This window comes from Streptomyces sp. NPDC051578, from assembly GCF_044454045.1.
Taxonomy (GTDB): domain Bacteria; phylum Actinomycetota; class Actinomycetes; order Streptomycetales; family Streptomycetaceae; genus Streptomyces.
In genome coordinates this window covers 851,095-875,290 of sequence record NZ_JBITDH010000002.1, presented here as the reverse complement: position 1 = coordinate 875,290, position 24,196 = coordinate 851,095, and the positions used below count along the sequence as shown (strand labels likewise).

Below are 24,196 nucleotides of genomic sequence, written 5' to 3'. Positions count from 1 at the left end.
GCGTGGCTACTTGGGACGCTCTCGGTTCCGCTTCTGCGCGGGGTACCGAGCGTCGACGATCTACCGGCCGCGCAAGACCGCCCGCCCCTGGCACAGCAGTGGATCGGCCGAACGCATTGCCTGCACAGCGCCTGAGCAGCGGTCGGTCCTCGCTCGGTCTCTGTGAACATGGGAGTTGGCCATCCAGGCCAACTGCCGTGCCCGGTTGTACCGAGCGTACTGCCTGGTTCTGACCGCCGTTCCGTGATGCTTGCGTACATCGTGGGGCCGCCGTAGCCGGCCAACTCAACTCGCAGCCCGTCCGAGGCTTCGCGTCCGGTACGCCACGATGTTCCGCCAGGGGCCGGAAGCCGTGGGAGTCGCAGATTTCGAAGAGGCAAGTCGGGCCGTCGTAGGCGATTGCTGCTGTTGAGGAGGAAGAGGTAGATGCCGATCTCCCCTACGGAGGCCCCGTCGTTTGGGGGCCATGTAGCGCTGAGCTCAGAGCGCGGGACCCTCGGCGGCGGCCAGGATGCTCTCGATGAGGTCAGCAGCGCGCGGGGTGCCGCCCTCGGCCCGACCGGCAGCCTGCAACTGCTTGGACCGGGCGATACGTTCCGGATCCGTGATCAGGTCGTTCAGCGCCGCGCGGAGGGTCTCGGCGGTGGCGTCAGCGGTGTCCACCCGGCGGGCGACCCCGAGTTCCACGAGCCGATCCGCGTTCATGAACTGCTCGGCTCCCTGCGGCACGGCGATCATGGGAACGCCGGCGAGGAGCCCTTCACCGCAGCCGCCCATGCCGGCGTGGGTGACGAAGGCGTCGGCCTGTTCCAGGATCGCCCGCTGCGGGACCCAGGAGTGCACCTCGACGTTGGGCGCGATGGTGCCGAGTTCCTCGGGGTCGGTGTACTTGCCGATCTGCAGTACGACGTGCCAGCCAGGCAGGCCGCCGAAGGCGGCGATGCACTGGCGGTAGAACGCCGGCCGGTGCGTGTACGCCGAGCCGAGCGAGATCAGCAGCACGTGGTCTGCGGCCGCCGGGCGGGTCCAGCCGTTCGTGTCCGCTCGGCTGTCGAAGCAAGGTCCGACGAAGGTCACGGTGTCGGTGTCGACTCGATCGGCATGTGGTTGCATCGAGCGCGGAATCAGGGCGAGGGCCCGGGCGGGCGGGCCGGAGAACGTGTCCACGTCCGTGGTGGTCGCCCCGCAGTCGGCGAGCCACCGCGCGAACCTGTCCCGGTATGCGTCGGCGCCCGGCAGCTTCCGCAGATGCGCCGCGACTTCCTCTTGGTAGCCGTCCCAGCCGACGAACGTCGGGGACAGCTGCACGAGGGGGCGGCCGTGCGCTTCGGCGAGGGCGCGCGCGGCATAGGCGCCGATGTCGTAGAGGTACAGGTCGGCCGGATCGTCGTCATAGATGGCACGCAGTTGCGGGAGCGCCCGGACGGCATCGTCGAGGAATAGGCTCGCCGCGGCGATGGGATCGGCGGGCCAGTCGTTGTCCGCGACGGGCAGCGTGGAGGTGCAGGGCACCAGCTCCGCGCCGGTGGACTCGATCCGGTCGGCGACGAACGGGTCATTGGCGTAGGTGACCCGGTGCCCGCGAGCCACCAGCTCGCGGATGAGCGCGAGGCTGGGCAGGACATGGCTGACGATGGGGATGCCGACCATCGCGATGTGGGCGCGGCGACGTGACACGGGTGATCACTCGTTTCTGGCGCGGACGGGTGCGGGCGAAGTGGTGAGGACGCGGTGTCAGGGCCGGTCGATCTGCGCGGCGGCCTCCTCCAGGTCGGCGACGGTCCCCGACATGATCGTCCGTACGTGCCTGGTGATGTGCTGCACGGGCCAGTCCCACCACGCCACGGCAAGGAGCCGGGCGATGTCCGCGGCGTCGTAACGGGTGCGGATGAGCCGGGCGGGGTTGCCGCCGACGATGCCGTAGTCGGGGACGTCGCCGGTGACGACGGCGCCGGCGGCGATGATCGCGCCGTGACCGATGCGCACACCGGGCATGACCGTGGCGCCGTGGCCGAACCACACGTCGTTGCCGACGACCGTGTCGCCCCGACCGGGGAGGTCGGTGATCAGGTCGAAGTGCTCCGCCCAGGAGCCCCCCATGGTGGGGAACGGGAAAGTGGAAGGCCCGTCCATGCGGTGGTTGGCGCCGTTCATGATGAACCGGGTGCCCGTCCCCAGCGCGCAGTACTTGCCCATGACGAGGAGCTCGGGGCCGTAATGGTACAGGACGTTGCGCTTCTCGAACGCGGTCGGGTCGTCCGGATCGTCGTAGTAGGAGAAGTCACCGACTTCGATCAACGGCGACTTCACGAGCGGCTTGAGCAGAACCACGCGCGGGTGCTCGGGCATCGGGTGGAGCACGGTGGGATCAGCGGGAACGGGCGGCATCGCGGAGGCGGTTCCTCTCCAGAGAGTCCAGAGCGACAGTTGTCGCATTAGGATGCTGGCACAGCCCTGCCGCCTTGATCAACCGGATACTGACTGCCGATGACAGAACCACTGGACACGACGTCCGACCGCCGCCCGGGCGGTCGCACCGCCCGCATCCGCGCCCAGGTTCTCGATGCGGTGCGCGCCGAACTCACTGCACACGGTCACGAAGGACTCACGATGGAGGGCGTCGCGACGCGGGCCGGAGTGCACCGCGCCACGGTCTACCGGCGTTGGCGCGATGTCGGCGGCCTGCTCGTCGATGTCATCGCCGCTGCCGGCGAAATCGACTGGCAGCCGCCGGACACCGGCTCGCTGAGCGGCGATCTGACAGCCCTCAACCAGGAGATCCAGGAATCCCTGGTCGCACAGCCGTCGCTCGCCGTCGCCCTGATGGCCGCCTCGTTCCACTCCGAACAGGCCGCGCGGGCCCAGACGCAGCTGTGGACGGACCGGTACGCCCAGTGCGAGATCCTCGTCGAGCGCGCCATCGAGCGCGGTGAACTTGGCACACAGCACACGGACGCGCGGAGCCTGCTGATCGCCGCCACGGCGCCGCTCTACCACCAGATGGTGCTCCTACGCGCCGATCCCGACCCGCAACTCCCGGAACGAGCCGCGCAGGCAACAGTCCTGGCGGCTGCCGCGGGAGCCTTCTGCATCCGTCGGGAAGAGAGCGTGTGATCGACTGCGCTACATGTCCGTTTCGCCGTAGCTACAGGAGAAGAAGGGCCGCATCTGCCGACGAACGTAGTGCGGGGCGGGCGCTGGAAGAAGACCCTGCGGGCCGTTCAGGCCGATGCCGCTGCGGACGGGCGGATCGACTGGAGCATGGACGGCGTGGACTTCTCCTCCTGCCGGGCCCACCAGCACGCTGCCGGTGCCCGTGCCGAAGTGCCGCGCGTCCCGGGCCGAGCCAACCAGCCTGTCGGGCATCGTTCCGATGAGGCCTTGGGTCACTCTCGAGGCGGGCGCACGGCGACCGACCTCGCGCGCGTCGCGCCGGTGCAGACGTCGGCCCATCGGCTACACCGGGCCCCGTCGGTGCGGCGCTCAGAGATCACCCGGCTGCCCGGCACGGCCGCGCGGGACCTCGCCCGCTGCTCTCGCACACTCGTGGGAGCGCCGCGCGGGGCGGCGCGGTGTCCCAGGGAGCGACCGTGGTGACTGTGGGACGACGTGCCGCGTTGGCGGCGGTGCTGGCCGCGGGGCTGGTGCCCGGCCCCAACGCTCTGGCCGCGCCGGTGGCCCGGGGGCGCGGGACCGGTCCCGTAGCGGGTCCCCGGCCGCCGGCGGAGCTGCTCGGGCAGGAGATCCGGCGGCTGCCCACGTCCCGCAGGGTGGTGGCGCTCACCTTCAACGCCGCGTGGGACGAGAGCGGCCTGGGCGCGGTCCTGGCGGAGCTGCGCCGGCGGAAGGCGCCCGCCACGTTCTTCCCCACGGGGATGTACGCCGAGGCCCGGCGGGCGGCCGTGCGCTCGATGGCCGAGGCGGGGCACGGGCTGGGCAACCACTCCTACAGCCACCCCTACTTCGACGGCCTGAGCACGCGCGAGCGGGCGCGGGAGGTCCGCGCGGCGGACACGGCGATCCGTACGGCGTCGGGGGCCGAGCCCCTGCCGTTCTTCCGGTTTCCGTACAGCTCTACGACCGAGGATTCGGTTGCGGACGTCAACGACCTGGGTTACGCGGCGATCGAGTTCACCAACGACACGAACGGCTATCTGGGGCCGGCCGGCGGCATGACCGTGAACGAGGTGGTACGCAGGGCGGTGGACTCGCTGGAGCCCGGGGCCGTCCTGCAGATGCATGTCGGGAGCAGCACGGGCGACGGGGTGGTACTCGACGCCGAGGCCCTGCCGAGGATCATCGACGCGGTCCTGGAGGAGGAGTACGCGGTCGTGGACCTGCGCGAGTTCCTCGCGTCGCAAGCCCCGTGACGGCGGCGGCGAGGGCGGCCCTTGGCCCGCGATGACGGCGGGGTGCGCGTCCCGGTCCCGTACCCACGCCGCCCCCCAGCCGTCCCCCGCCGCCGTCGGTTCTTCGAGGGCGACCTGCGAATCTTCCAGTTCAAATGGGCGGAGAGGTTGTCGAGGACTATGTAGATCGGGGCGCCGTCCGGGCGGGTGGAGCGGACCGTTCGAACGGAGGCCCAGGTGTGCTCCATGCCGTTGCGGCGCCGGTTGCTCCCCACAGCTTGTCGTCGCCGACGGAGTGGCAGCCTTGAAAGTAGGTGATGCCGTGGGTGCGGCGGTACGGCGGAACTCAGCGAACGCGCACGTGTGGTCAGTATGCTCGTTGATCGCGTACTCGATCCGCTCCAGCTTGCCGTTGAAGGCCGGACCGGGGGAATCCCTTCCAGGATTTCGTCCGCTGGAAGGTAACCTCACGGCGGGCCAGTAAGCACCGCAGGGCCTCCGGCGGATCCGAACGGGCCGGGTCATGTTCCTGCGCAGATGACCGACCAGTTTGCCGACCGATCCGCGAGTGGCAGTTTGCGCAGCATGGTGGGTCGGGTGGTGGCCGTATGGATGACGAAGTCCTCGTCGTCACGGTTCAGCAGGCGCAGAGGACTCCCCGCCCACTGAGGGTTCAGGCATGCGAGCCCGATCTCGTTGAAGCGGCAGACGTCACGGACTAACAAACTGCTGGAGCTTCTGCCTCGCCGGCTCCATCGGCCTCCGGATCCTGACCGGTGATGCCATCCCGCCTCCCCTGCTCGTTGGAAGCAGGGGGTGTTCCATGCGACGGCGTCCTGCTCGTCCTTGAGAGGGCGGGCGTAGGTGGCGGGCGAACGCATCATACGGACGCCGTGCTCGCGCGGAGGAACGACCGCATGAAGGGGGAGACCGGCGCCATAGGATGGACCGCTGCGCAGATGTTGTGGACCACCTCCGAGTCGAACTAGGCCTCGGTGGCGAAGTCCCCCATGCGCTCGTGTGCCTCGAAATCCTCGACCGCCAGTCCGGCGCGGGCCGACGTGAGGGCCGCGGTCGGGCCGTTGGGTCCGGACCCGGCTACGGCAGCGTCCGTCATCTGATGTTCCCCGTCTTGGTTCCCGGCCTCGGTGGTCCAGGTTCGCCGGACCGTTGCCCGCGCTGTGCCTCAGTGGGTGGACAGCCATCCCACTCCGGCGACGGCAACCACTCCAGCGACCGTTAGAGAGGCGACGCGGAAACGGTGCAGTGCAAGGGCGACGATCGCCGCACTGAGCACGACCGCTGTCGTACCGATCGTCCCCCGCAGCACACCGTTGCTGTACCCGAGCTCATCCCATTCTTCGGCCACCCGTACCAGACTTCAGCCTCATGACGTCCCCTTCGTGATCTTGGTGATCGTAAACCGATGGGACAAATGCACCGGCGGGACCAAGCCAGTGCGGCATGAGAAGCGGCGCGCGCCGGTCGAGTCGGCCAGGTTCGAGGACGCGCAGCGGCTCGGCCACCACGACAGCCGACCGCCGTCCTTCGACAGAGCGGTGTGCAGGCGACGAACGCCCGCGAGCGGAGCATCAATGGGTTCAAGCAGTCGCGCCGCCTCGCCACTCGGTACGCCAAGACGGCCACTACCTACCGCGCCGGGCTGCGCCTCGCCTCACGGTTGTATGAGGCTCTCAGGACATCTGGGTACGCACGGCATTGGTGGAAAGGTGGGGAATCACAGGATGTCCAAGTCATGGGGGTGGAAGCCGGGAGCAACGACACAGGACACCAGGGTGGGTTCGTCGCCGGTCGGTGTTGCCGTCTGCCATACCTCTGCCGGCACGAGGAGTTGCGGCTGCTGTCCGTTTTCGATGTCGGGACCCAACACTGCGGCGGTGGGTTCCTCGTCGGGTGTGGTTGCGGTGCCACCGAGGTGCAGGGTGAGGGGGCCGCCCCGGTGCCAGAGCCACAGTTCGTCCGAGCGTACGCGGTGCCAGCGGGAGGTCTCGCCGGGGTGGAGGAGGTAGTAGATGCCGGTCGCACAGGGGCGGAGCCCGCGGCGCTCGTCCGGGACGGCTTCCGGTCCGGTCTGCCAGGTCCTCCGGAACCAGCCGCCCTCGGCGTGCGGCTCCAGTCCGAGGTGCTGCACCAGGGGGGAGATCTCACCCATGGATGCATCCTGGCCGATGATGCCGTCGTGGGGTGGCAACGACGTGCGCACACGGGCAGGACCAAGGCTGAATAGACGGGAACGGTCAATCGTTAACGAGTCGCCGTCGATCCCGTTGGCGCGTCCACTGGCGACGAGATCTCGCCCGGTTCGCCCCGCTCAAGCACCGCAACCTGGATCTGCTCGGCCGCTGTAGCTACGCCGCCTCCATCCCGGCCTCCCGCGCCCTGCGCTCACTGCGTGACCACGAGGCCTCAGAGCTGGACGAAACGACGACGGCGGGCAGGAGTGAGTATCAGGAGCCGATCGGATCAATCCGCGACGGGTAGGCACTCGGACAGCAGAGCGACGACGTCACGCCAGGCTCGCTGTGCGTGCCGGGGGTGGTAGCCGACGCCGGGGCGCACGGTGTGGTCGACCGATGGATGGTGGAAGGCGTGCAGGGCTCCCCCGTACACCACGAGGCGCCAGTCGACGCCCGCGGCCTGCATCTCGGCGGTGAACGCCTCCCGTTGCGCGGGCGACATGATCGGGTCTTCCGACCCGACCCCGGCCCAAACAGGGCAGCGGATGTGCGCCGCCTCGCCCGGTCGGCCCGTGATCAGCCCGTTGACCGTCGCGATCGCGCGCAGGTCGACGCCGTCGCGCCCGAGCTCCAGCCCGATGGCGCCCCCCGTGCCATAGCCGACGGCGGCGATCCGGTCAGGGTCGGTTCGCGGTTCACTGTGCAACACGTCGAGCGCCGCGTGGCCGATGTCTCGCATCCGCTCGGGATCGGCGAGCAGCGGCAAGCAGCGGGCCAGCATCTCCTCGGGGTCACTCAAATAGCGCCCACCGTGGAGGTCGAAGGCCAGCGCTACGTACCCCAGCTCGGCGAGCGCATCGGCCCTGCGGCGCTCGACGTCGCTGAGCCCCGTGCCCTCCGGTCCGAGCAGCACCGCGGGCCGGCGGTCGACACCGGCCGGGAGCGCGAGGTGGCCGATCATCGTCAAACCGTCGGCCGGATACTCGACCGTACGCGTCGTAACCGTCGTCATGATTCTGGACATTACTGACCGTTGCCCCCGCTCCGGATGGTGTTCACCGATGGCAGACAGCGGTCTGTCCCGACAACACCCGGACGAGTCACCCTCCTGTCGCAAGGGATCGTTTTTCGACTCTCTCGGAATCGCCATGGTGGAGTGTTGCTCCAGTGCACGACTCGGGCGCCACGTTGGGTTCCGATACCTACCAGCGCATCCTGACCTCGGCCCGGATCTGGCTGCCTTTCTCGGAGCGCCGCCGGACTGGGCCACTCTCGGGATTGCTTGTGGTGCGCCGAAGCGGGCGCCGTCGGCGAAGGAGCCGCCTCGGTCACGGCACACGATCTCCACGCCGGCGGGCTTGCGCAGCCAGTTCGCCCGCGTCTTCGCATCCCGGCCCGCAACAGGTCAAGAGGATGGCCGGTCGCGGAGTCGGTGATCACGGTGTTGTACTGCTGTCCGCGGCGGGTCGCGAAGTCTTCGACGCCAAGACTCTCGGCTACAACCCTGCGCGGGTCAGACAGGGCCGTCGGCAGCCGTAACAGGCTCGGCTGACCACGCTTCCCAGCGCCACGGCGAATCGGCTGCCCGCTCGGCCCGCAAGAGCGACGGTCACCGCTCACAGAAGCCGACGAGACGCCGGTGTCCGTCTGCCCTACCGGACGCTCAGCCCCTCGCCTTGTTCGGCCAATGTGCCGCGGGTGGTCAGTGTTCTCGCCGTACAGCCGACGCACGGTCAACTCGACCAGCACCGGCTGACCGCCAACGGGGGTATCGGCCAGCCACCGCTCGCAAGTGCTGTGCACCCGACTCGGCCCTGCACGCGGCGGCGCGTCCGACAGCCGGAGTGCAGGTGGAGGTGACCGGCCCGTGGGCCCCGTTCTCCTTCGCGGCTCCTGCGACGGGTCCCGGCGTGGACAGGACACCGCGACAAGGCGGCGGAGCCGGGAGCGTGCGGCCATGGGCCGGCTCGTCGCGCCGCCAAGAGCGCCGGCCGAGCTGTGGCAAGCGGTCTGCAGACGGGCCGGGAGGCCGTGACAGCGAACGCAGCCAAGGCAGCCACTGCAGCCACCGCTGCATGGACGGTCGTCAAGAACCGGAAGGTGATCGCTGCGAGTGCGGCCGCAAGCGTCGTCGGCGTCGCCGGAGCGGCGTTCGCGGTCGGCCGTTCGACGGCCAAGCCCCAGGTCGGCCCGCTGACCAGGCTCGTGGGCGGCCGCATCTGACGAGTCCGCAGACCGGGCTACGACGCCTCGGACGGCGCAGGGCCGTTACCGGGTCGGCGGGCGCGGCGGATACGGATCGGACCGCGGGCCTTCGTCGGCTCCACCCGGCGGCCGCCCTGGGTGATCTCCACCTCCCCTGACTCCACGAGCCGCCGGGCCGCACGTCGGACCGGTTCCATGAGGGCGCGCCAGCCGTCGTCCTCCCCGTCGTACGCCGCCCGCGCGGCGTCGGAGGGGCAGATCGTCGCGGCCGGACCGCGACGATCCAGCAGCTGCAGGATGATCCGTTCCAGGCGTCGGTCGGTCTGCCGTTCGCTGTCGGTCACTCCGCCAGTGTCGCACCGCTGATGTCCGGTACGCCGACAGCGGGCCTGTGCGGCCGCCTCGGGCCGGTATGCCGAAACCGTGGGGTGGGTGCGGCGCCGATGGGGCGCCTGCGCTCCCCGAGGGTGGGGCGCCTGCGCTCCCCGTGCCGTGCCCGGGCTCACGCGGCGGCGCCGGGCACGGCGGGGATGGGGGCGGGCAGGTCAGACGCTGCCGCGCCAGGCGCCGGTCTCGGTGCCCCGGTCCTCGATGAAGTGCTTGAAGCGCTTCAGGTCGCCCTTGACCTGCCGGTCGACGAAGCCCAGTTTGTCGCCGATGCTCTCCGCCATGCCGTCGGGGTCGAAGTCCATCATCAAGGTCACCTCGGTGTGGGCCGGGTCGATCGGGCGGAAGGTGACCAGCCCCGACTGCTCGGTCTTGCCGCCCACGGTCACCCAGGCGACCTTCTGGTCCGGAACCTGCTCGGTGATCTCCGCATCGAACTCGCGTTGCACTCCCGCGACCTTCGTCACCCAGTGGGTGAGGGTCTGCGTGCGCTGCTCGATCCGCTCCACACCGTCCATGAACTGCGGGAACGACTCGAACTGCGTCCACTGGTTGTAGGCCGTCGTCACCGGCACGTCGACCTCGATCGTTTCCTTGACCTGCGACATCGAAGAAGTCCTTCCACGACTCGGAGCCCTGCCGACGGTGGCCGGCGGGCGCGAGCATCCCTCCCCCGTCCGGCGTGCCCGCCCCTCCGCCCTTCGGTGACACCACCCGCCCGAGGTCGGTACGCATGGCGTGTCACCGGCAACCGGCCCACCCCGGGCCACCCCCGGCACCCCGGGCCGGATCGGGCCCCTGCGGTACGCGCAACGGCCGGGAGGCGACCGTCGCGGCGTCCTGCGGCGTGTAGAGCGACCATGGGCTCGACAGGGCCTGCACCACGGCCCCGGCGGTCTCGACCCCGGCACAGGCCACCTCCGCCCAATCCTGCGGGTCGACCAGGCCGTGCTCGACCGCGGTCCGTCCTCGGAGACGAGGTCGTCCTGTTTCTTGGCAGCCTGACAGGTGGACGGGCTGCCCGTGGGCGGCGACTTGATCACGAAGTGATCCACCGACCCTGATCCAACCGACCTTGTTTTCACCGACCGTGACGTGGTCCACCCGGGAAGCACCGAACGCCCCGCGGCCTGAGCAAGTCCCCCACCGCGTCCGGCTTGATCACGCGCCGACGTGAAGGTAGGCCGCCCACAGGGAAGGAGTTGCCGAGTAGCGGTCGCGTACCGCCCGGATCGTGTGGTGGAGAGCGGTGGCGGCCCGGTCGGGGTCGAGCGTTCCGGGCGGGTCGGTCACCAGGTGTGCGTAGAAGGATTCGGCGATGTCGCCGGCCAGGCGATCGTCGATCTGCCACAGGGTTCCGACGACGTGCGGAAAGCCTGCGAGCTGGAAGGCACTGGTGAGGTGGATGGCCTCGTCGAGGAGGTCGGAGGCGGTGGGGTTCGCGGTGTTGCAGGCGGACAGGTAGGCCAGCTGCGCGCGGTCGAGATCGACCTGGGCCAGCGCCGAGACGGTCAACGGCGCCGTGAGGTGGTCGTGCAAGAAGAGCAGGCTCCGGGACGGGTCGGTGTGGTCGGTGTCGCCGTGGCAGGCGAAGTGGGCGATGCCGCACTCCGGGAGCAAGGCGAGCACGGCGGCAGCGGTTGGGGGCTCAGCGCCCGGCGGAACGGGCGATCCGTTGAGCGCGGGCTCGGGTGCGGTGAGCTGTATCGGGCGGGGAAGCAGGGCCCTGATCCGGCGGGCTTCCTCGGCCACGTGATCCAGTGGGCTGAGGCCGGGAGTGGTCGGCATGGCGACGATCAGGGACCGGGGGGTGGGGGCAGACCGGCCCCGGCGCTGGTGCCGGCGACGGCGGGTGTGGTGCAGAGCGCGGATGGTGGGGGTGTAGGAGGAGATCACCCGGTCCAGGACGGTGCGGCGGTGCGGGCCCTGCCCGGGGTCGGTGTGGAAGCCGGCGGCGTGCAGGGGCAGCATCCCGAGCAGCCCGCCGGTCGCCCACCATACCCGCGGCAGCGGTCCTCTCTCGTCGGCCGGTGGGATCGCCTCGCCCAGAGCGCCCAGCGCGGTGAGCGCCGGCTCGGCCGCGGCTTCCCACAGCCATTCCAGGACCTGGCGCAGCCGCCGCTGAGCGGCGATCCGGCTGCCTTCTGGCGCTGTTGCCTCTTCCAGCGCCTCGTAAAACGCTTCGAGTTGGTCGATGACCGCCTCCACGGTGAGCCGGGGCAGCGGGCAGGAGGTGATGCCGTCGCGAGTGAGGAGCAGCGCGTCGCTGCGGTAGGGGCTGACGTTGAACGTCACCACGGGGCCGTGGGTGGCCTCGGCCAGGAGGTCGTCGAGGGTGGGTGGCAGGCCGAAGGCGGCGAACCCGTCACAGGTCCGGATACGCCCCAGCAATGCTTCCAGTTCCTGTGCCAGGTGGTGGCGCTCACGGCCCGTCCCGTCGGCTCCCCCTGCCTGGTCGGGGCCGGAAGGGCCGAGGGGCACGAAGGGATCCCGGCCCAGCAGTTCCCGGAGTTCGGTGAAGCGCCGGGCCAGGCCGGGGTGCCGCTCACGCAGGTCGGTGAGGTCACTTCTGGTGTCCAGCGCCTGGGAAAGGAGGACGGTGCGCCCGGCCTCCGCCATGCGCAGCGCCCGTACGGCGCGTTCGGTTGCGTTGCGGCTCGTGTCGGCCAGGGCCAGCGCGGTGGCATCAGCGGCGAGGCCGAAGGCGTCGGTGCCCAGGGCGTGTTGCTGGTCGCTGCGCCGTAGCCGACGCGGTGCCACTTCCGGCAGCAGCAATACGGCCTTCTCCAGGAGTCCGGCAGCCCGGCCCGGATCCGTGGACGCGACCAAGCGTGCTGCCATGCGCATCGCCCGCAGACGCATCCACGGCGGAGCCGTCGTCACCTCGGCGGCCTGCTCCCACACGGACCGCTCCTCTTTCAGGTCGCTCGCTGCGCCGGCACGCGCGTAGCGCAGCCGTAGGGCGAGCGCCAGGCAGATCAGGTGGCCGGTGCGGTTCGGGTGGTCGCCGGGGGTGATGCGGACAGCAGCGCGGCCCGTCTCCACCGCCTCGTCCAGGTCATCGAGGTCGCCGCTGCGCTCGAACCGCTTCTGCAAAGCGATGCAGAGGTTGACCAGAGGCATGACCCGGTGCTGGTCGGCAGGGGCTATGCAGACGGCGGAGCGGTTCACCTCCACCGCGTCGTCCGCATCCTCGGGGTCTCCCCTGCGCTCGAACCGCATCTGCAACGACACGGCGAGTTCCGATAGGTAGGTGACACGTGACGGGTGGTCGTCGGGGGTGAGGCGGAGGGCGGCACGGCCCAGATCGACCGCATCGTCGAGATCCGCCAGAGTCCCCGTGCGGTCGAACCGCATCCGCAGCGAGGCGCCGAGGTGGACTAGGCGTTCTGCGCGTTGCGGGTGGTCGTCGGGGGTGACCCGAACGGCGGAACGGCCCAGATCGACCGCCTCGTCCGCGTCCGCCAGTGACCCGGTGCCCTGGAAGCGGAACCGCAGGGCCGAACCGAGGGCGCTCAGATGGGCAGCCTGGTTCGGATGACTGTCCGGGGTGGCTCGGACGGATGCGCGGCCTGCCTCCACCGCCTCGTCCACATCCCTGAGGTCGCCGGAGCGGTTGAACCGGTCCAGCAAGGTGACACAGAGGTTGGACAGGCAGATCGCGCGTTGCGGGTGGGCGTCGGTGGTCGCTCGGACGGCGGCACGGTTCGCCTCCACCGCCTCGTCTATGTCCTTGAGGTCGCCGGTGCGCTTGAACCGCGATTGCAGGATGAGGCCGAGATTGCCCAGGCATAGTGCCCGCTCGGGTTGGCCCTCGCGAGTGTCCTGGACGCCGGCCCGGGCCACCCGTACCGCCTCCTCCAGGTCATCGAGATCCCCGCTGCGCTCGAACCGTGTACTCAGGGCGTTAAAGAGGACGAACAGGCAGACGACGTGGTTCGGGTGTTCCTCGGGCAGGGTGCGCACGATGCGTCTTGCGAGGTCCACCACCGAGGTCAAGAGTGCTGGATCCCCTGTGGTGTTCGACGCGCGATCAAGCAAGTCCACCGCATCAGGCAACGCCCGCTCTGCGAGGGGTGCGAGCAGCGACTGCGGGATGCCTTCTACGCCCACCGTAGTGAACAATCGCTTAAAGAAGCGGAGCGCGTCCTCCCACTCCTGTTGGGCTTGGGCCTGGGGAACAGCTGGAGCACGGCAGAAGTGGAACAGGCCCAAAATGTACTCAGCCTCCAGATCTACATCGCCGTCGGCGATGTAGTCCGCCAGACTCCGCGCGTCGTCAAGTGCGGCGGCACCCCGTAACGGAGACAAGTCCGTGACGGACATCCGATCCATTCGTTCCTCGACCGCTGCCAGCAACGTCTCGCGCCTTCCCATGAGGTCCTTCCTCTCCTTCCTCACACTTATTGACCTATCGTCAATCTATGGCCATAGAAGACAGATTGTGGTTGCCGACCGGCTTAGGTGGGCATGGTCGCCCAGTGTCTGGCCGAAACCAGGCTCTGCAATGCACGTTCACCCAGTCAGGACCGGTACGACCGCACCGACAGCCCGGACGACGGACGGGGGCCGTGAGGTGACAGACCAGTACAGCGGTCTCGGTGCGGGGACGCGTGCGGGCATTGCCCACGTGTGCGAGCGGTTGGAGCGCATACGCGAGGATTTGCAGAATCACAGCGCCCAGGGAGCAGCACCACTGGACCACCTGATGTCGGTGCTTCGTGCCGGTGAGGACCCCACCGTGCCGCTGGAGGCCCTTCATGAGGCCCTGCTGGCCGCGGGTGACGCCCGTGGCATCAATGGCGGCCAGGGGCGGGGCCTGAATCTGATCGGCGCCGACTCCGCGATGCCCGCGGAGTCGGTGTTGCTCTGCCCGACCGGCCTGTGCTCGCGCTTCGGCTGGCCCGACGGGCCCGGCACGTCTCCCTGCCGGATCAGCGGCCGGCCCCTGCGCACGGAGCGGCTGTAGCGGTGGGCGGGTTCCTCAGTGCCCTGGGACAGAAACTCGCCGAACGCTGGCTGACGTTACTGGCGCTGCCCGGGGCGCTGTTCCTGGCAACCACCGTCGCCGCCCGCACCCTCGGCCAGGCTCACGCCCTGGACTCCCGCCGCCTCACCGAGCGGATCACCCAGTGGGCCCAAAGCCCCGCAGCAACCACACTGGGTGGCCAAATCGTCCTGCTGAGCGCGGTCCTCGCCGCCGCGGCGGTCGCCGGACTGGCCGCCCAGGGGCTGGGGGCACTGGTCCAGCGCATCGTCTTGGCCGTCGATTGGCGCACGTGGCCGCGCCCGTTGCGGCAGTGGACCCACAGCCGCGTCACCCGCCGCCAGGCCCGCTGGACCGCCGCCAGGAATCGCTACTTGCAACAACTGGACGCCGACGCCCGTACCCTGGCGCTCCAGCAGCGCCGGGCCGACCCCGCCCCGCGCCGAGCCGCGTACCAAGCGCTGCTGCGCATAGCGGCCGAGGCGCCGGACCGACCCACATGGAGCGGCGACCGTATCCACGCCGTCACCGTCCGCCTGGAGCGCGACCACCACCTGGACCTGGCCACCCTGTGGCCTCACCTGTGGCTCGTCCTGCCCGAAGCCACCCGCGCCGAGATCACCAGCGCCGAACAAGCCCTCACCCGAGCCACCACCCTCGCCGGCTGGACCCTGCTGTACGCGCCTTTGACCGTGTGGTGGTGGCCCGCCGCCCCGCTCGCCGTCGTCCTCGCCCTGACCTGCAGGCACCGCATGCGCAGCGCTGCGGACACCTACGCCCGGCTCCTGGAGGCCGCCGCCCGACTCCACACCACCGAACTGGCCGCCCAACTCGGCATCGACCACACCGGGCCACTGGACAGCGCCCTGGGCGATGCCCTCAGCCGTCAACTCCGCATCCGCACCCCGAGCCCACCCGGCCCTGCAAGTCCTGCGGTGTAACACCCGACCACGGACGATGCGCCGGTGACCTGTGTGCACGTGATGGCGAGGACGGTGGATAACGGTCTGACCGACAAGTCGGCGTCTCGGTCCGGGCGGCTGCTCCTGAACTCCGAGGTGGCCGTGGCCTCGCCCAGGCGGTCGGCTTGATCGCCGTCGACAGCGTGCTCGGGCACGTCCTCGTGCCCGACAGCACCAACGGACGTCTCGCCCACGCGGTGCCCGCTCGGCCTCGACGGGGCCGACGGGGCGCTGTAGCCGAAGCTCCAGCGGGGGGCGGCGGAGAGTACCTGCGGCTGGTTCGCCGTACGGAGCCGTCGGCGATCGACGACGAGTTCCACCGGCTCCTGGATGCGGCCCGGTACGGCGCGGACTCCGCCCGGCGAATGATGCGCTGACGACGGACGGTCCGGTCACCTCGGGTCGACCCGACCCGCCGGCCGGGTATACGAAGCCGGCTTCACGCTGGCAGGGTGAGCCGAGTACTGTGCGTTTGCTGATGCAGTCGCAGTCTTCACGTCGAAAAAAGAAGTACATGCACGTCCTGGAAGACACCACGAGTCTCTCGCCACGCGCCCAACGCCTACTCGACCGCACCGGATTTCGGCAGGAGCCGACGGAGCCTCGGCTTCCCACGGAACTGCTGCGGGTCCGCGACCGCAAGGGTCGCACGGTCCCCGCCCCGATGGATCTGGTGATCCGGCGCGAGGGCTTCGCCCAGAAATACGGAGGACTGCGCTACTCCGTGCGCAGAAGTCTCGCGGACCCCAATGGAGGACGCGCGGAGTACAGCCTTGAATGGACCCACGAGCTGGGCGCACGTGTGTGGCCCGATCCCGTTCGGGGCTGGTTCTTCGACTGGGACGGCCCGCGTGCTGCCCACCCGGTGCGCTGCCTCGCCCACACCGACGGTCGTCTGGGAGCCGAGAGTACCGCCGGTGACGGTGTCTTCCAGGAGACGGAGGCCTCCATGATCCACCGGATCGAGTCCCACGCCGTCATGGACGAGGTCTCGGCCTGGGATCCGTGGCCGATCAGTGGCCTCGGCCCCGCTGTCGCCCGGCAACTGGACGACCTCGGCGAGGTCGCTGAGGCGTCAGGCCCCATGCTGAGCTGGCGGATGTCCGATGCCGTCGCCGTCATGGAGTTCACCTGCGTGAGCAGGGAGTTCCCGCGCGAACGTCAGGCTTGGATCTGGTTCCGGGGCGAGGAGGGCCACCGGCAGGTCAGCGCGGCAGCCGTGCTCGCAGCAAGGGCTGATGGCTGAGCCTGCCTGAGGGCGCACCGCGGCCTGAGAGGGGTGCGGTCGACGTCGGTGAGTACGCGAGTAGCTAGCCGGGCATCCGTAGCCGGTCCGCCACGCCGGCATCGGTCCACTTGCCGCGGCGTCGGCGCAGGGTGGTGGCCGAGCAGTGTCAGTGGGCGGCGCGTTCGTTTCCGCAGCCGAACCCCACGACGTGTACCAGCCCTCGCCGGAGCCGCTGCCGCCGCCTCCCGCGCCCGAGTCCGGTGCCTTGCAGCGGCCGGTCCCAGACGACGGCCTACGCCAAGGGCTACACGGTGGCTTACTCAGAGGGCTGTTGTGGGAGCAGGAGGTCAGCGCTGGCAACGCCCGAACGTCACCCCGTACGTCGCGGCGCCGCTCGCGCCGGCTCCGGCCCGGTCCGCGGAGCCGGCCAACGCCGCGCTGCCGATGTCGCGCAGCGTCCCGTTGAGGATGTTCGCGCGGTGTGCCGGGCTGTTCATCCACCATCTGATGGCGGCGCTCGGCGTGCCCGAGGTGCCCCAGCCGGTGTACGTGATTTCAGCGACCTGCCACGACCGGGGGTTCGGGCAGTAGCCGGCCCCCATGATGCGGCTCTGCGGTGTCGAGCCCGTCTGCGGGTTGGTGTGCGGATCCTGGCCCGGCCCCCACCACTTCAGCTGTACGGCCGCAGCGGCGTGCTGCCGGGCAGCGGTGTTCAGGGCGGCGTTGACCGTCAGCGCCGGCAGCCCCCGCTGCGTACGCTGCGCGTTGATCAAGCCCACTACATCCCCGGGCTGGGCAGCTGCGTCCGAGGACGCGGCTGCGGGTACCAGCGTCGCCGCCAGGATGGCGGCAACGGCCGGACCGATGAGCCTCCGGGTCGGCGAGACAGTGCGTTTCACGACGTACACCTCCCGCGAAAACGAACAGTGGTTTCGAGCGCTCGGGTGAGGCGACCAGTCGCTTTGGCTTCGACGTCATGTCCAGGCTGCTACCTGGGCCACCCGGTCGCGTCGGGGGCCGGTGGGCGGCTGGCGGGGACGGAACGGCCCCTCGGCAAGACCAATGGGCCAGCCAGCACCCGGAACGCTTCGCGGAAACTCGCCGCCGCTCAGCGACCAGCAGCATCTCCGCCACCGCACCGCTCAGCGCCTCCACCGTGCCCTTCCGCTGCGTGGACGATCGCTTCGACTCCCAGCGGGTCGACCTGCCTGCATCGACCAGCTCGCACGGTTGCCATAGGGCGTGCCGTCACACGGCACACGTCGGCATCCAGAGCAACTGTTGGCCGTACTCGGTCGCGGCCAGGGGCGCGTGAAACCTGGCCGGGCTCTGCCGTGGCGCACACCTCGGGATGACGATATGGGTCATGCGCTTGCCTGCCGCCGTGTGCCCGCGGTGGTGTCTGCATGGTCCTGCAGTGCGGTGAGTGCCGTGGCCAGGTCGTCGCAGAGGTCTTCGGGGCTTTCGAGGCCGATGTGGAAGCGGACGAGTCGGGACGCGTTCGCCGGGGCGGCCAGGGCCCGCAGTTGGTGGGGCACGGCGGGCATGACCAGGCTCTCGAAACCTCCCCAGCTCGTGCCGAGACCGAACAGCGAGAGGTTGTCGATGAACCGGGTGAAGGCGGCTTCGCTGCACGGGGCCAGTTCGACGGTGAACGGGCCTCCCGCGCCGGAGAACTGCGACTGCCACAGCTCGTAGCCGGGATCGGTGTCGAGGGCCGGGAAGAGGACGCGCTGAACGGAGGGCTGGGACTCCAGCCACTGCGCGACGGCGAGCGCGGAGCGCTGGTGGCGGTCCATGCGCACGGCCAGGGTGCGCAGTCCACGCAGGGTGAGCCAGCAGGTGTCCGGGGCGGCGTGGGTTCCGCTGCGGTCGCAGTACGCGCGGACGCCGGCCAGCGCGTCGAGGGTTCCCGTGACGAGTCCGAGCAGGAGATCGGAGTGGCCGTTGATGAACTTGGTCGCGGCGTGGACGGAGATGTCGATCCCGAGTGCATGCGCGTCGAAGAAGACCGGTGTTCCCCAGGTCGCGTCGCACGCGACGGGTATCCCGCGGTCGTGGGCCGCCACGCAGATGGCGGGTACGTCCCACATCTCCATCGTCAACGAGGCGGGCGTCTCGACGAACACGAGGCTCGTGCTCGCGCGCAGCAGGGACGCCACGTCGGCGTCGTGGGTGAAGTATTCGACGTCGGTTCCGGACGGGATCAGTACGTTGTCGCAGAAGACCCGCGTGGGCCCGTACACGCCGGCGCCGATGAGGATGTGGCGTCCGGGGCCGGCGTGCGCGGCGAGCACGGCGGTGATCGCCGCCAGCCCGCTGCTGGTGGCGATGCACGTCTCGGTGTTCGCGACCTGGGCCACGGCGCGTTGCAGTTCGAACGTCGTCGACGTGCCGGATCTGCCGTAGCGCGGGCCGTCGAAGACCAGCCCGCCCTGTGCCTGCTTGTAGGCGTCGTACGAGTCGAACACGGTCGTCGAGGTGCGCACCAGGGGAGGGCTCACCGCATTGGCGGCTCCCGCGGTCTGGCGACCGGCGTGGATCAGCAGCGTCTCGGAGTCCATCAGTTCGTCCTTTGGTGGTCAATGCGACAGGGCAGGGGTCAAAAGGGTCCGTGGTTGCCTGACTGGTGCGCAGTGGCAGGCGCGGAGTCGGTGTAGTTGTCGGCGGCCTGCCGCTCCGGCGTGGTCCCGGAGGTGCGGCGCGGTGGGTTGCCATGAGCGGGGCCAGCGTGCAGCCGATGTTGCCGCTGCTGGAGAACCAGCCCGTGGCCCGGTGGATGCACTGGGGGGCGGGGCGGGCGGCGCGGGCGGATTCCGGGTGGTAGGCGGCCACGCCGATGCCTGGGATCGCGACGAACGCGAGGGTGAGCGTGTACGAGCCGCCGCTCAGGCCGCTCAGCGTGATGCCGACGCCGCCGAGCAGTGGGCTGAGGGGCAGCAGCAGTCAGGGCATGGCCCAGCGGTCCGTGAGCGCCCCGAACAGGGGCTGTACCGCCGAGGGCAGGAGCGAGGCGGCCAGCACGATGCCCCGGGCGACGGCGCAGGTGAAGTCACGTCCGACGATGAAGAACGGCACGAGGGCCGCCACGGGGCGGATGTCGACGCGAGCGTGGCCGACGGACAGCAGGGTTATCGAGGCGTTCCTTCGCACACCATCATGCTCCGGGCCCACCAGCGTGTCCCGCTTCCGATAAACTGCCACATGATGACGGAAATCCGCCATGCGTCCGTCGCGCCAACCCGCACGCAGCGGTTGGCGTCGGGCGAGGCGATCCACGCCCACCGGCACGACGACCACCAGATCATTTATGCCGGCCGCGGGGTGCTCGCCATCACGACCAGCGAGGGGTCCTGGGTCGCCCCGGGAACCCGCGCCATCTGGGTGCCCGCCGGCACCGTGCACGAGCATCGGGCCTACGGCGAGCTCGACTTGCACCTGGTGGGACTGCCCGCGGTCGAGAATCCGCTAGGCCTCGGCGCACCGACCGTGCTGGCCGTCGGCCCGCTGCTACGCGAACTGATCATCGCCTATACGCACGACGGGGACGACGGCAGCGACGAGCGGGCGAGGCTGCGCGCGGTCCTCCTCGACCAGTTGCGGACTTCACCCCAGCAACCGCTCCACCTGCCCACCCCCACCACGCCCCTGTTGCGCACCCTGTGTGACGTCCTGCAAGCCGACCCCGGTGACGGTCGCACGCTCGCCGAGCTCGGCAAGGAGGTCGGGGCGAGCGACCGCACGCTGTCCCGGCTGTTCCGCAGCGACCTCGGGATGACCTTCCCGCAATGGCGCACCCAACTGCGCCTGCACCACGCCTTGATCCTGCTGACCGAGCGCACCCCGGTGACCACGGTCGCCCACCAGTGCGGCTGGTCCTCCGCCAGCGCCTTCATCGACGTCTTCCGCCGCGCCTTCGGCCACACCCCTGGCTCCCACCCCACGGACTGACGCGACCCACGAGCCCCGGCCCGATGACGGATCCGGCGGGGGGGTGCCGGAAGGTGATGCAGAAACCGGAATAGCCCAGGCTGCTTTCGGCAACCGGGACCGGGTTGCATGACTTCGCCAGCGGGAGGCCGATCACATGCACGAAGCCGCACCCGCATTCCTCGCTGCGACCAGGGTGTCACTGGACGAACTCGATCTCGCACTGGCACCGTCCTCCAGGCCCGCGTATGGAGCTGGAGTTGGCAGGTATGGCGCTGGTTCGGACTGGGCGGGAGTTCGTCCAGCAGCTCGTGGCTGAGCCGTGGCCTTCGGCCACGAGCTGGGCGAGGAGCTTGGTGGTCGGGTTCCCCTCGAGCCACTGGATGGCGGGGAACGGTGAGGGAGCGTCCGCCAGCGCGGCTGCGAGCGGTTCCATCTGCGGAGCGACTTTGCCGTGGGGCCCGGCCCGGAGCGCGGTGACCCTTTCGGCCGGAACGCAGTGAGCGCACGGCTCTACCGAACGGGATCACCTTCGTTGAAGACGTCGCCGCCAGCCGTTCGGCTTCCACTTCCGGCTCGCCCGGGCCGCGGACATGGGGCTGGGCGAGGCGGAGCTTGCGTTGCTCGGCCACGGGACATCGGGCTGACTGCTGCGCCGGAGAGTTTCGCCCCCCGGCGGGAGGACTTCAGGGCGCGGTCATCTCGCGTTCTTGTGCGATGTGAAATATCACATCGCACAGGGTGGGTTGATGACCCGTCACGCACCGACGAATACACAAGGAGAGCACGTCCCCATGAACCGCTTTGCCCTTCTCGCGACCTGCGTTGCCGGCCTGACCGTTCTGGCCGCCGGACCGGCCGCCGCGGCCCCTGAGGCCGCCGCCGACGAGACCGTGACCACCTGCGGGAACTCGGGTCTCCAGGCAGGCCTGCTCACCCGGCTGTGCGCGGAGGTCACCGGTAACACGGTGCAGTTCTACGGCAAGGTCAGCCTCGCCGGGCCGCCCTCCCCCGGCAGCCCGGCTCCGGCCCCCAAGGAACTGCTCACCACGCTGTCCGCCGAAGTCGTGGGCGCCGGCGCCCCGCCTCTCACTCAGGACAAGCCGGCCATCTTCACCTCCACGACGCTCGAGGTGCGCGGCCCCGCGAGCACCGTCCCCTGCGGCACGACGGTCCGCGGCACGTTCGGCGTGGCCTCCTTCCCCTGGGCGCCCCGGCCGGTCGTGCACGAGGTCACCCTCACCTGCTGACGCCCCGCCGCCCGGCGGACTTCGTCACGGTCGGCCCGGCGACTCGCCTGAGCGGGCAGCCGGGCCACTCAAACGCCCGACGGGAGTCTGCGGTGCGCGGCACCGCAGACTCCGCAGGCGCGGCCTGGCCGTGGGCTGCGCCGGTGGGGGCGATGGAGGAGCAGGCAGCGGAGGCGGAGACGCTGGGCTGTCGGGCACCGGGGCGCCGGGCCGGGTGGTCAGGGCGCGCAGGACCTAGCCGACCATGCGGCCCGACAATGACCGGACAGGCTCAGCCGCAGGTGGTTGGGGATGAATCGCCTGTCCCCTGCTGCGGCCGGAGCTGCGGGTGGACCATTGGGGCAGGGGTTGTTGACGGGGCGGGACGCAGGGCAGGGTCAGTCGGTGAAGAAGTCGCCCAGGGCTGCGGTGAGCGGGCCGGGGGGCTTCCTCGGCAACGTGGTGGCCGGCGTCGATGCCATGGCCCCGGACGTCATCGGCCCAGTCGCGCCAGATGGTGCGCGGGGCGCCGTACAGGTCCTCCAGGTCGTCCCGCAGCGACCACAGGACCTGGACGGGGCAGTCGATCCGTGCGCCGCGGGCTAGGTCCGCCTCCTCGTGGCGGCGGTCCACGGTGAGCCGGCACGGTAGTCCTCCAGCATGGCGCGGACGACGCCCGCATTCCTGGTGGCCGCCCGCCACTCGTCCTAGTTCTCCTGCCCCATGGCCTCGGGCGTGCTCCGGTACCAGGCGTCGGGGTCGGCGTTGATGACGCGTTCGGGAGTCTCCGGCTGGGCGAAGAAGAACCAGTGCCACCACGCGGTGGCGAACCGGGCGTCGACGCGGGCCAGGTGCTCACTCAGAGGCAGGCCGTCCACGAACGTCACCCGGGACACCACCGAGGGGTGATCCAGCACCAGGCGGAGCGCCACGGCGACCCCCCGGTCGTGCCCCACGAGCCCGAAGCGCCGGTGTCCGAGCGCCTGCATGACCTCCACCATGTCCTGGGCCACAGCACGCTTGGAGTGCGGGACGTGATCAGGAGCGGGCTCCGGGCCGCGCGAGCGCCCGTAGCCCCGCAGGTCAGGGCAGACGACGGTGAAACCGCGCCGCACCAAGACGCGCGACCCGGTGCCAGGTCGCGGACGTGCGCGGATGGCCGTGCAACAGCAAGAGGGGCAGCCCCTCGCCGCCGTACCGAACGAAGACAGATGCGTCCGCGGTGCGCACCGTCCTGGCGGTGAACTCCTCGAACACGCAACGCCCCTCCCGGTGACGGGGGATGTCCACAGTACCGCCGTCGCGCGTGCCCCTGATGAGCCGTAGTACTCACCCGGCAGCAGCCGGGGAGCCGGGCCCCGGGTGCCAGACGGCCGAAGGCAGCGGTCTGGTTCTCCCCCGTCGACGTCCGACGTAGCGGATCCGGCGGCTCGACGGGCGTTGCGGGTCGGACGTGCCCCGGCTCCCCTGCCTGCATCCGGTTAGCAGGCGATCGGAACCCAGGTGTGCACGGGCCAGGAGTAGGGCGAGGTGGAGGTGTCCCGCAGCGTTGACAGGATGTCGAGTTCGGCGCCGGTGGGCGGGGCGACCAGTCTGAACGTCTGCCAGGAGTCACCGGTGGAGTCGGTGGTGCCGGACGCTCCCGGGATGTAGTCCTTCTTGCCGGGGATCCAGTAGTCGGTCCAGACCGGCACTCCCGCGGAGACGGGCTCGTCGTGCGAGCGGTGCACGGTCACGTCCACCGCGCGGACGGTGAACGGCCAGGTGCCGACGGTCGTGCACTGCTGGAAGACGGTGACCGGGGCGGCGTCCCGCCACCACCTCTTGTCGACGTCGCTCGTGTTGTCCCGCGTGCAGTGGAGCAGGGGGCGCGTCAGCGTGTTGCTGTAGTAGGTGCCGTCGGGCCAGGCGATCTCGAAGCTGATGCTCAGCGACGAGTCGGCGGGCGGGTAGTCGATCGTGTAGTTGAAGACGGCGTTCGCCCGGGCGGGGTCGTACTGGCCGAAGAGGGTGCCGTACTTGCTGGTGCCGGGGATGGTGTAGACGACGGTGATCTTGGACCCGGCGGGGTCGTGCCCGATGGATTCGAAATTCAGGCTGAGCCGGTCCACGGGCACGGCGACGGTCGTCTTGCCGCTCCCGATGGTTTCTATGCCACAGTGCTGGTCGACCCAGGGATCCCGCCCGTCGATGCCGGCGAAGGCGGGTGACGTTCCGGCGGCGATCAGGCCGATCAGTACGGCCGTACTCGCGATCAGTGCTCTCCAGGTTCTCCGGTCTCTCCAGGTCATCGCGGATGCTCCTCAGGTGGTCGGTGCCGACGGTGCTGTCCACTTGCGGCGGCGTAGACGCCGCCGGTGGGCACCCGGTTCCGGGGCTGAACGGCTTTTGCCGAAGCCAGTACGTCGGCCGGCCCCGCACTGGCCGGCCCCGCGACCCTGCGCAGGTCGCCGGGTCGTTGCAGCGCCTGCTTGCCCGACGCGGAGGACCGTCGTGGCTGTGGAGTGAGTTTCGAGACCGGCAAGTCGCACCTGTTGATCGCTCGGCACCGAGGCAGTGATGGCCGGTTTCCGGGTGAAGTACGTCCTGGCGACGAAGCTGGTCAACGAGCTGGTCGAGGCCGCCGAGAGAAGCAGCTGACCAAGACCATCGCCCGCTATGGCCGCGTCGATCTCCTCTGCATCGACGAGCTCGCCTACATGGAACTCGACCGCCTGGCCA

20 protein-coding genes and 5 pseudogenes are annotated in these 24,196 nt (G+C 70.1%); 10 read left to right on the top strand and 15 right to left on the bottom strand.

Annotated features, from left to right (window positions below; genetic code table 11):
- Nucleotides 1-480 precede the first annotated feature (480 nt).
- Nucleotides 481-1,650 (bottom strand): macrolide family glycosyltransferase, encoded by a 1,170-nt coding sequence (locus ACIA6C_RS15225; protein WP_399276249.1) that lies wholly within the window; start codon nucleotides 1,648-1,650, stop codon nucleotides 481-483.
- Nucleotides 1,651-1,734: 84 nt separating this feature from the next.
- Complete coding sequence (locus ACIA6C_RS15220; RefSeq protein ID WP_399275895.1) at nucleotides 1,735-2,388, bottom strand: CatB-related O-acetyltransferase; 654 nt, start codon at nucleotides 2,386-2,388, stop codon at nucleotides 1,735-1,737.
- A gap of 99 nt (nucleotides 2,389-2,487) precedes the next feature.
- Here ACIA6C_RS15220 and ACIA6C_RS15215 point away from each other — a divergent pair, with 99 nt between their 5' ends.
- The 3 genes and pseudogenes from ACIA6C_RS15215 to ACIA6C_RS15205 all read left to right on the top strand — a co-directional run bounded on the left by ACIA6C_RS15215 (nucleotide 2,488) and on the right by ACIA6C_RS15205 (nucleotide 4,370).
- Nucleotides 2,488-3,114 (top strand): TetR/AcrR family transcriptional regulator, encoded by a 627-nt coding sequence (locus tag ACIA6C_RS15215; protein WP_399275893.1) that lies wholly within the window; start codon nucleotides 2,488-2,490, stop codon nucleotides 3,112-3,114.
- Between the two features lie 78 nt (nucleotides 3,115-3,192).
- Nucleotides 3,193-3,408, top strand: a pseudogene (locus ACIA6C_RS15210) (IS5/IS1182 family transposase); the annotation flags it as partial.
- Between the two features lie 191 nt (nucleotides 3,409-3,599).
- Nucleotides 3,600-4,370 carry a polysaccharide deacetylase family protein gene (locus ACIA6C_RS15205; protein ID WP_399275891.1) on the top strand — a complete coding sequence of 257 codons (771 nt, stop codon included), beginning with the start codon at nucleotides 3,600-3,602 and terminating at the stop codon, nucleotides 4,368-4,370.
- Nucleotides 4,371-4,465: 95 nt separating this feature from the next.
- Here the strand turns inward: ACIA6C_RS15205 and ACIA6C_RS15200 are convergent.
- From ACIA6C_RS15200 to ACIA6C_RS15185, 4 genes and pseudogenes are all read right to left on the bottom strand, one after another.
- Nucleotides 4,466-5,074: pseudogene (locus ACIA6C_RS15200) on the bottom strand (IS630 family transposase); the annotation flags it as partial.
- 260 nt (nucleotides 5,075-5,334) lie between these two features.
- A complete protein-coding gene (locus tag ACIA6C_RS15195) occupies nucleotides 5,335-5,466 on the bottom strand; it encodes a hypothetical protein (protein WP_399275889.1) in 132 nt (43 codons plus the stop codon).
- Nucleotides 5,467-6,087: 621 nt separating this feature from the next.
- On the bottom strand, nucleotides 6,088-6,522 hold the full coding sequence (locus ACIA6C_RS15190; protein WP_399275887.1) for a cupin domain-containing protein: 435 nt from the start codon (nucleotides 6,520-6,522) through the stop codon (nucleotides 6,088-6,090).
- A 311-nt stretch (nucleotides 6,523-6,833) separates the two neighbouring features.
- On the bottom strand, nucleotides 6,834-7,559 hold the full coding sequence (locus ACIA6C_RS15185; RefSeq protein WP_399275885.1) for a dienelactone hydrolase family protein: 726 nt from the start codon (nucleotides 7,557-7,559) through the stop codon (nucleotides 6,834-6,836).
- 1,019 nt (nucleotides 7,560-8,578) lie between these two features.
- Between ACIA6C_RS15185 and ACIA6C_RS15180 the strand changes: the two genes are divergently transcribed.
- On the top strand, nucleotides 8,579-8,770 hold the full coding sequence (locus ACIA6C_RS15180) for a hypothetical protein (protein WP_399275884.1): 192 nt from the start codon (nucleotides 8,579-8,581) through the stop codon (nucleotides 8,768-8,770).
- A 17-nt stretch (nucleotides 8,771-8,787) separates the two neighbouring features.
- On the opposite strand, the gene ACIA6C_RS15175 is transcribed toward ACIA6C_RS15180, so the two are convergent.
- The 3 genes from ACIA6C_RS15175 to ACIA6C_RS15165 form a co-directional block, all read right to left on the bottom strand.
- A complete protein-coding gene (locus ACIA6C_RS15175; RefSeq protein ID WP_399275882.1) occupies nucleotides 8,788-9,096 on the bottom strand; it encodes a DUF3253 domain-containing protein in 309 nt (102 codons plus the stop codon).
- A 201-nt stretch (nucleotides 9,097-9,297) separates the two neighbouring features.
- Complete coding sequence (locus tag ACIA6C_RS15170) at nucleotides 9,298-9,747, bottom strand: SRPBCC family protein (protein WP_399275880.1); 450 nt, start codon at nucleotides 9,745-9,747, stop codon at nucleotides 9,298-9,300.
- A gap of 553 nt (nucleotides 9,748-10,300) precedes the next feature.
- The gene (locus tag ACIA6C_RS15165; protein ID WP_399276247.1) at nucleotides 10,301-13,129 is read right to left on the bottom strand and encodes a CHAT domain-containing protein; all 2,829 of its coding nucleotides are present in this window, start codon (nucleotides 13,127-13,129) and stop codon (nucleotides 10,301-10,303) included.
- Between the two features lie 586 nt (nucleotides 13,130-13,715).
- Here ACIA6C_RS15165 and ACIA6C_RS15160 point away from each other — a divergent pair.
- From ACIA6C_RS15160 to ACIA6C_RS15150, 3 genes are all read left to right on the top strand, one after another.
- Nucleotides 13,716-14,108 carry a hypothetical protein gene (locus ACIA6C_RS15160; RefSeq protein WP_399275877.1) on the top strand — a complete coding sequence of 131 codons (393 nt, stop codon included), beginning with the start codon at nucleotides 13,716-13,718 and terminating at the stop codon, nucleotides 14,106-14,108.
- A gap of 2 nt (nucleotides 14,109-14,110) precedes the next feature.
- Nucleotides 14,111-15,067 carry a hypothetical protein gene (locus ACIA6C_RS15155; RefSeq protein WP_399275875.1) on the top strand — a complete coding sequence of 319 codons (957 nt, stop codon included), beginning with the start codon at nucleotides 14,111-14,113 and terminating at the stop codon, nucleotides 15,065-15,067.
- Nucleotides 15,068-15,752: 685 nt separating this feature from the next.
- Nucleotides 15,753-16,334: a hypothetical protein gene (locus ACIA6C_RS15150; protein ID WP_399275873.1), complete on the top strand. Its 582-nt coding sequence runs from the start codon at nucleotides 15,753-15,755 to the stop codon at nucleotides 16,332-16,334.
- A 329-nt stretch (nucleotides 16,335-16,663) separates the two neighbouring features.
- Here ACIA6C_RS15150 and ACIA6C_RS15145 read toward each other — a convergent pair whose 3' ends face one another.
- The 3 genes and pseudogenes from ACIA6C_RS15145 to ACIA6C_RS15135 form a co-directional block, all read right to left on the bottom strand.
- Complete coding sequence (locus ACIA6C_RS15145; protein ID WP_399276245.1) at nucleotides 16,664-17,095, bottom strand: CAP domain-containing protein; 432 nt, start codon at nucleotides 17,093-17,095, stop codon at nucleotides 16,664-16,666.
- Between the two features lie 585 nt (nucleotides 17,096-17,680).
- Nucleotides 17,681-18,880, bottom strand: coding sequence for a trans-sulfuration enzyme family protein (locus ACIA6C_RS15140; RefSeq protein ID WP_399275871.1), 1,200 nt, complete (start codon nucleotides 18,878-18,880; stop codon nucleotides 17,681-17,683).
- Nucleotides 18,881-19,031: 151 nt separating this feature from the next.
- Nucleotides 19,032-19,469: pseudogene (locus ACIA6C_RS15135) on the bottom strand (MFS transporter); the annotation flags it as partial.
- Nucleotides 19,470-19,523: 54 nt separating this feature from the next.
- On the opposite strand from ACIA6C_RS15135, the gene ACIA6C_RS15130 reads away from it, so the two are divergent.
- Entirely contained in the window at nucleotides 19,524-20,267 is a 744-nt protein-coding gene (locus ACIA6C_RS15130) for an AraC family transcriptional regulator (protein ID WP_399276243.1), read from the top strand.
- 178 nt (nucleotides 20,268-20,445) lie between these two features.
- Here the strand turns inward: ACIA6C_RS15130 and ACIA6C_RS15125 are convergent, their stop codons facing one another.
- Nucleotides 20,446-20,682 carry a hypothetical protein gene (locus tag ACIA6C_RS15125; protein ID WP_399275869.1) on the bottom strand — a complete coding sequence of 79 codons (237 nt, stop codon included), beginning with the start codon at nucleotides 20,680-20,682 and terminating at the stop codon, nucleotides 20,446-20,448.
- 358 nt (nucleotides 20,683-21,040) lie between these two features.
- Between ACIA6C_RS15125 and ACIA6C_RS15120 the strand changes: the two genes are divergently transcribed.
- Nucleotides 21,041-21,496, top strand: a complete 456-nt coding sequence (locus ACIA6C_RS15120; protein ID WP_399275867.1) for a hypothetical protein — start codon at nucleotides 21,041-21,043, stop codon at nucleotides 21,494-21,496.
- Between the two features lie 377 nt (nucleotides 21,497-21,873).
- Here the strand turns inward: ACIA6C_RS15120 and ACIA6C_RS15115 are convergent.
- Together ACIA6C_RS15115 and ACIA6C_RS15110 are read right to left on the bottom strand one after the other, a co-directional pair.
- Nucleotides 21,874-22,732, bottom strand: a pseudogene (locus tag ACIA6C_RS15115) (alpha/beta hydrolase).
- Nucleotides 22,733-22,956: 224 nt separating this feature from the next.
- A complete protein-coding gene (locus ACIA6C_RS15110; protein WP_399275865.1) occupies nucleotides 22,957-23,766 on the bottom strand; it encodes a hypothetical protein in 810 nt (269 codons plus the stop codon).
- Between the two features lie 225 nt (nucleotides 23,767-23,991).
- Here ACIA6C_RS15110 and ACIA6C_RS15105 point away from each other — a divergent pair.
- Nucleotides 23,992-24,189: pseudogene (locus tag ACIA6C_RS15105) on the top strand (ATP-binding protein); the annotation flags it as partial.
- Between the last annotated feature and the right edge of the window lie 7 nt (nucleotides 24,190-24,196).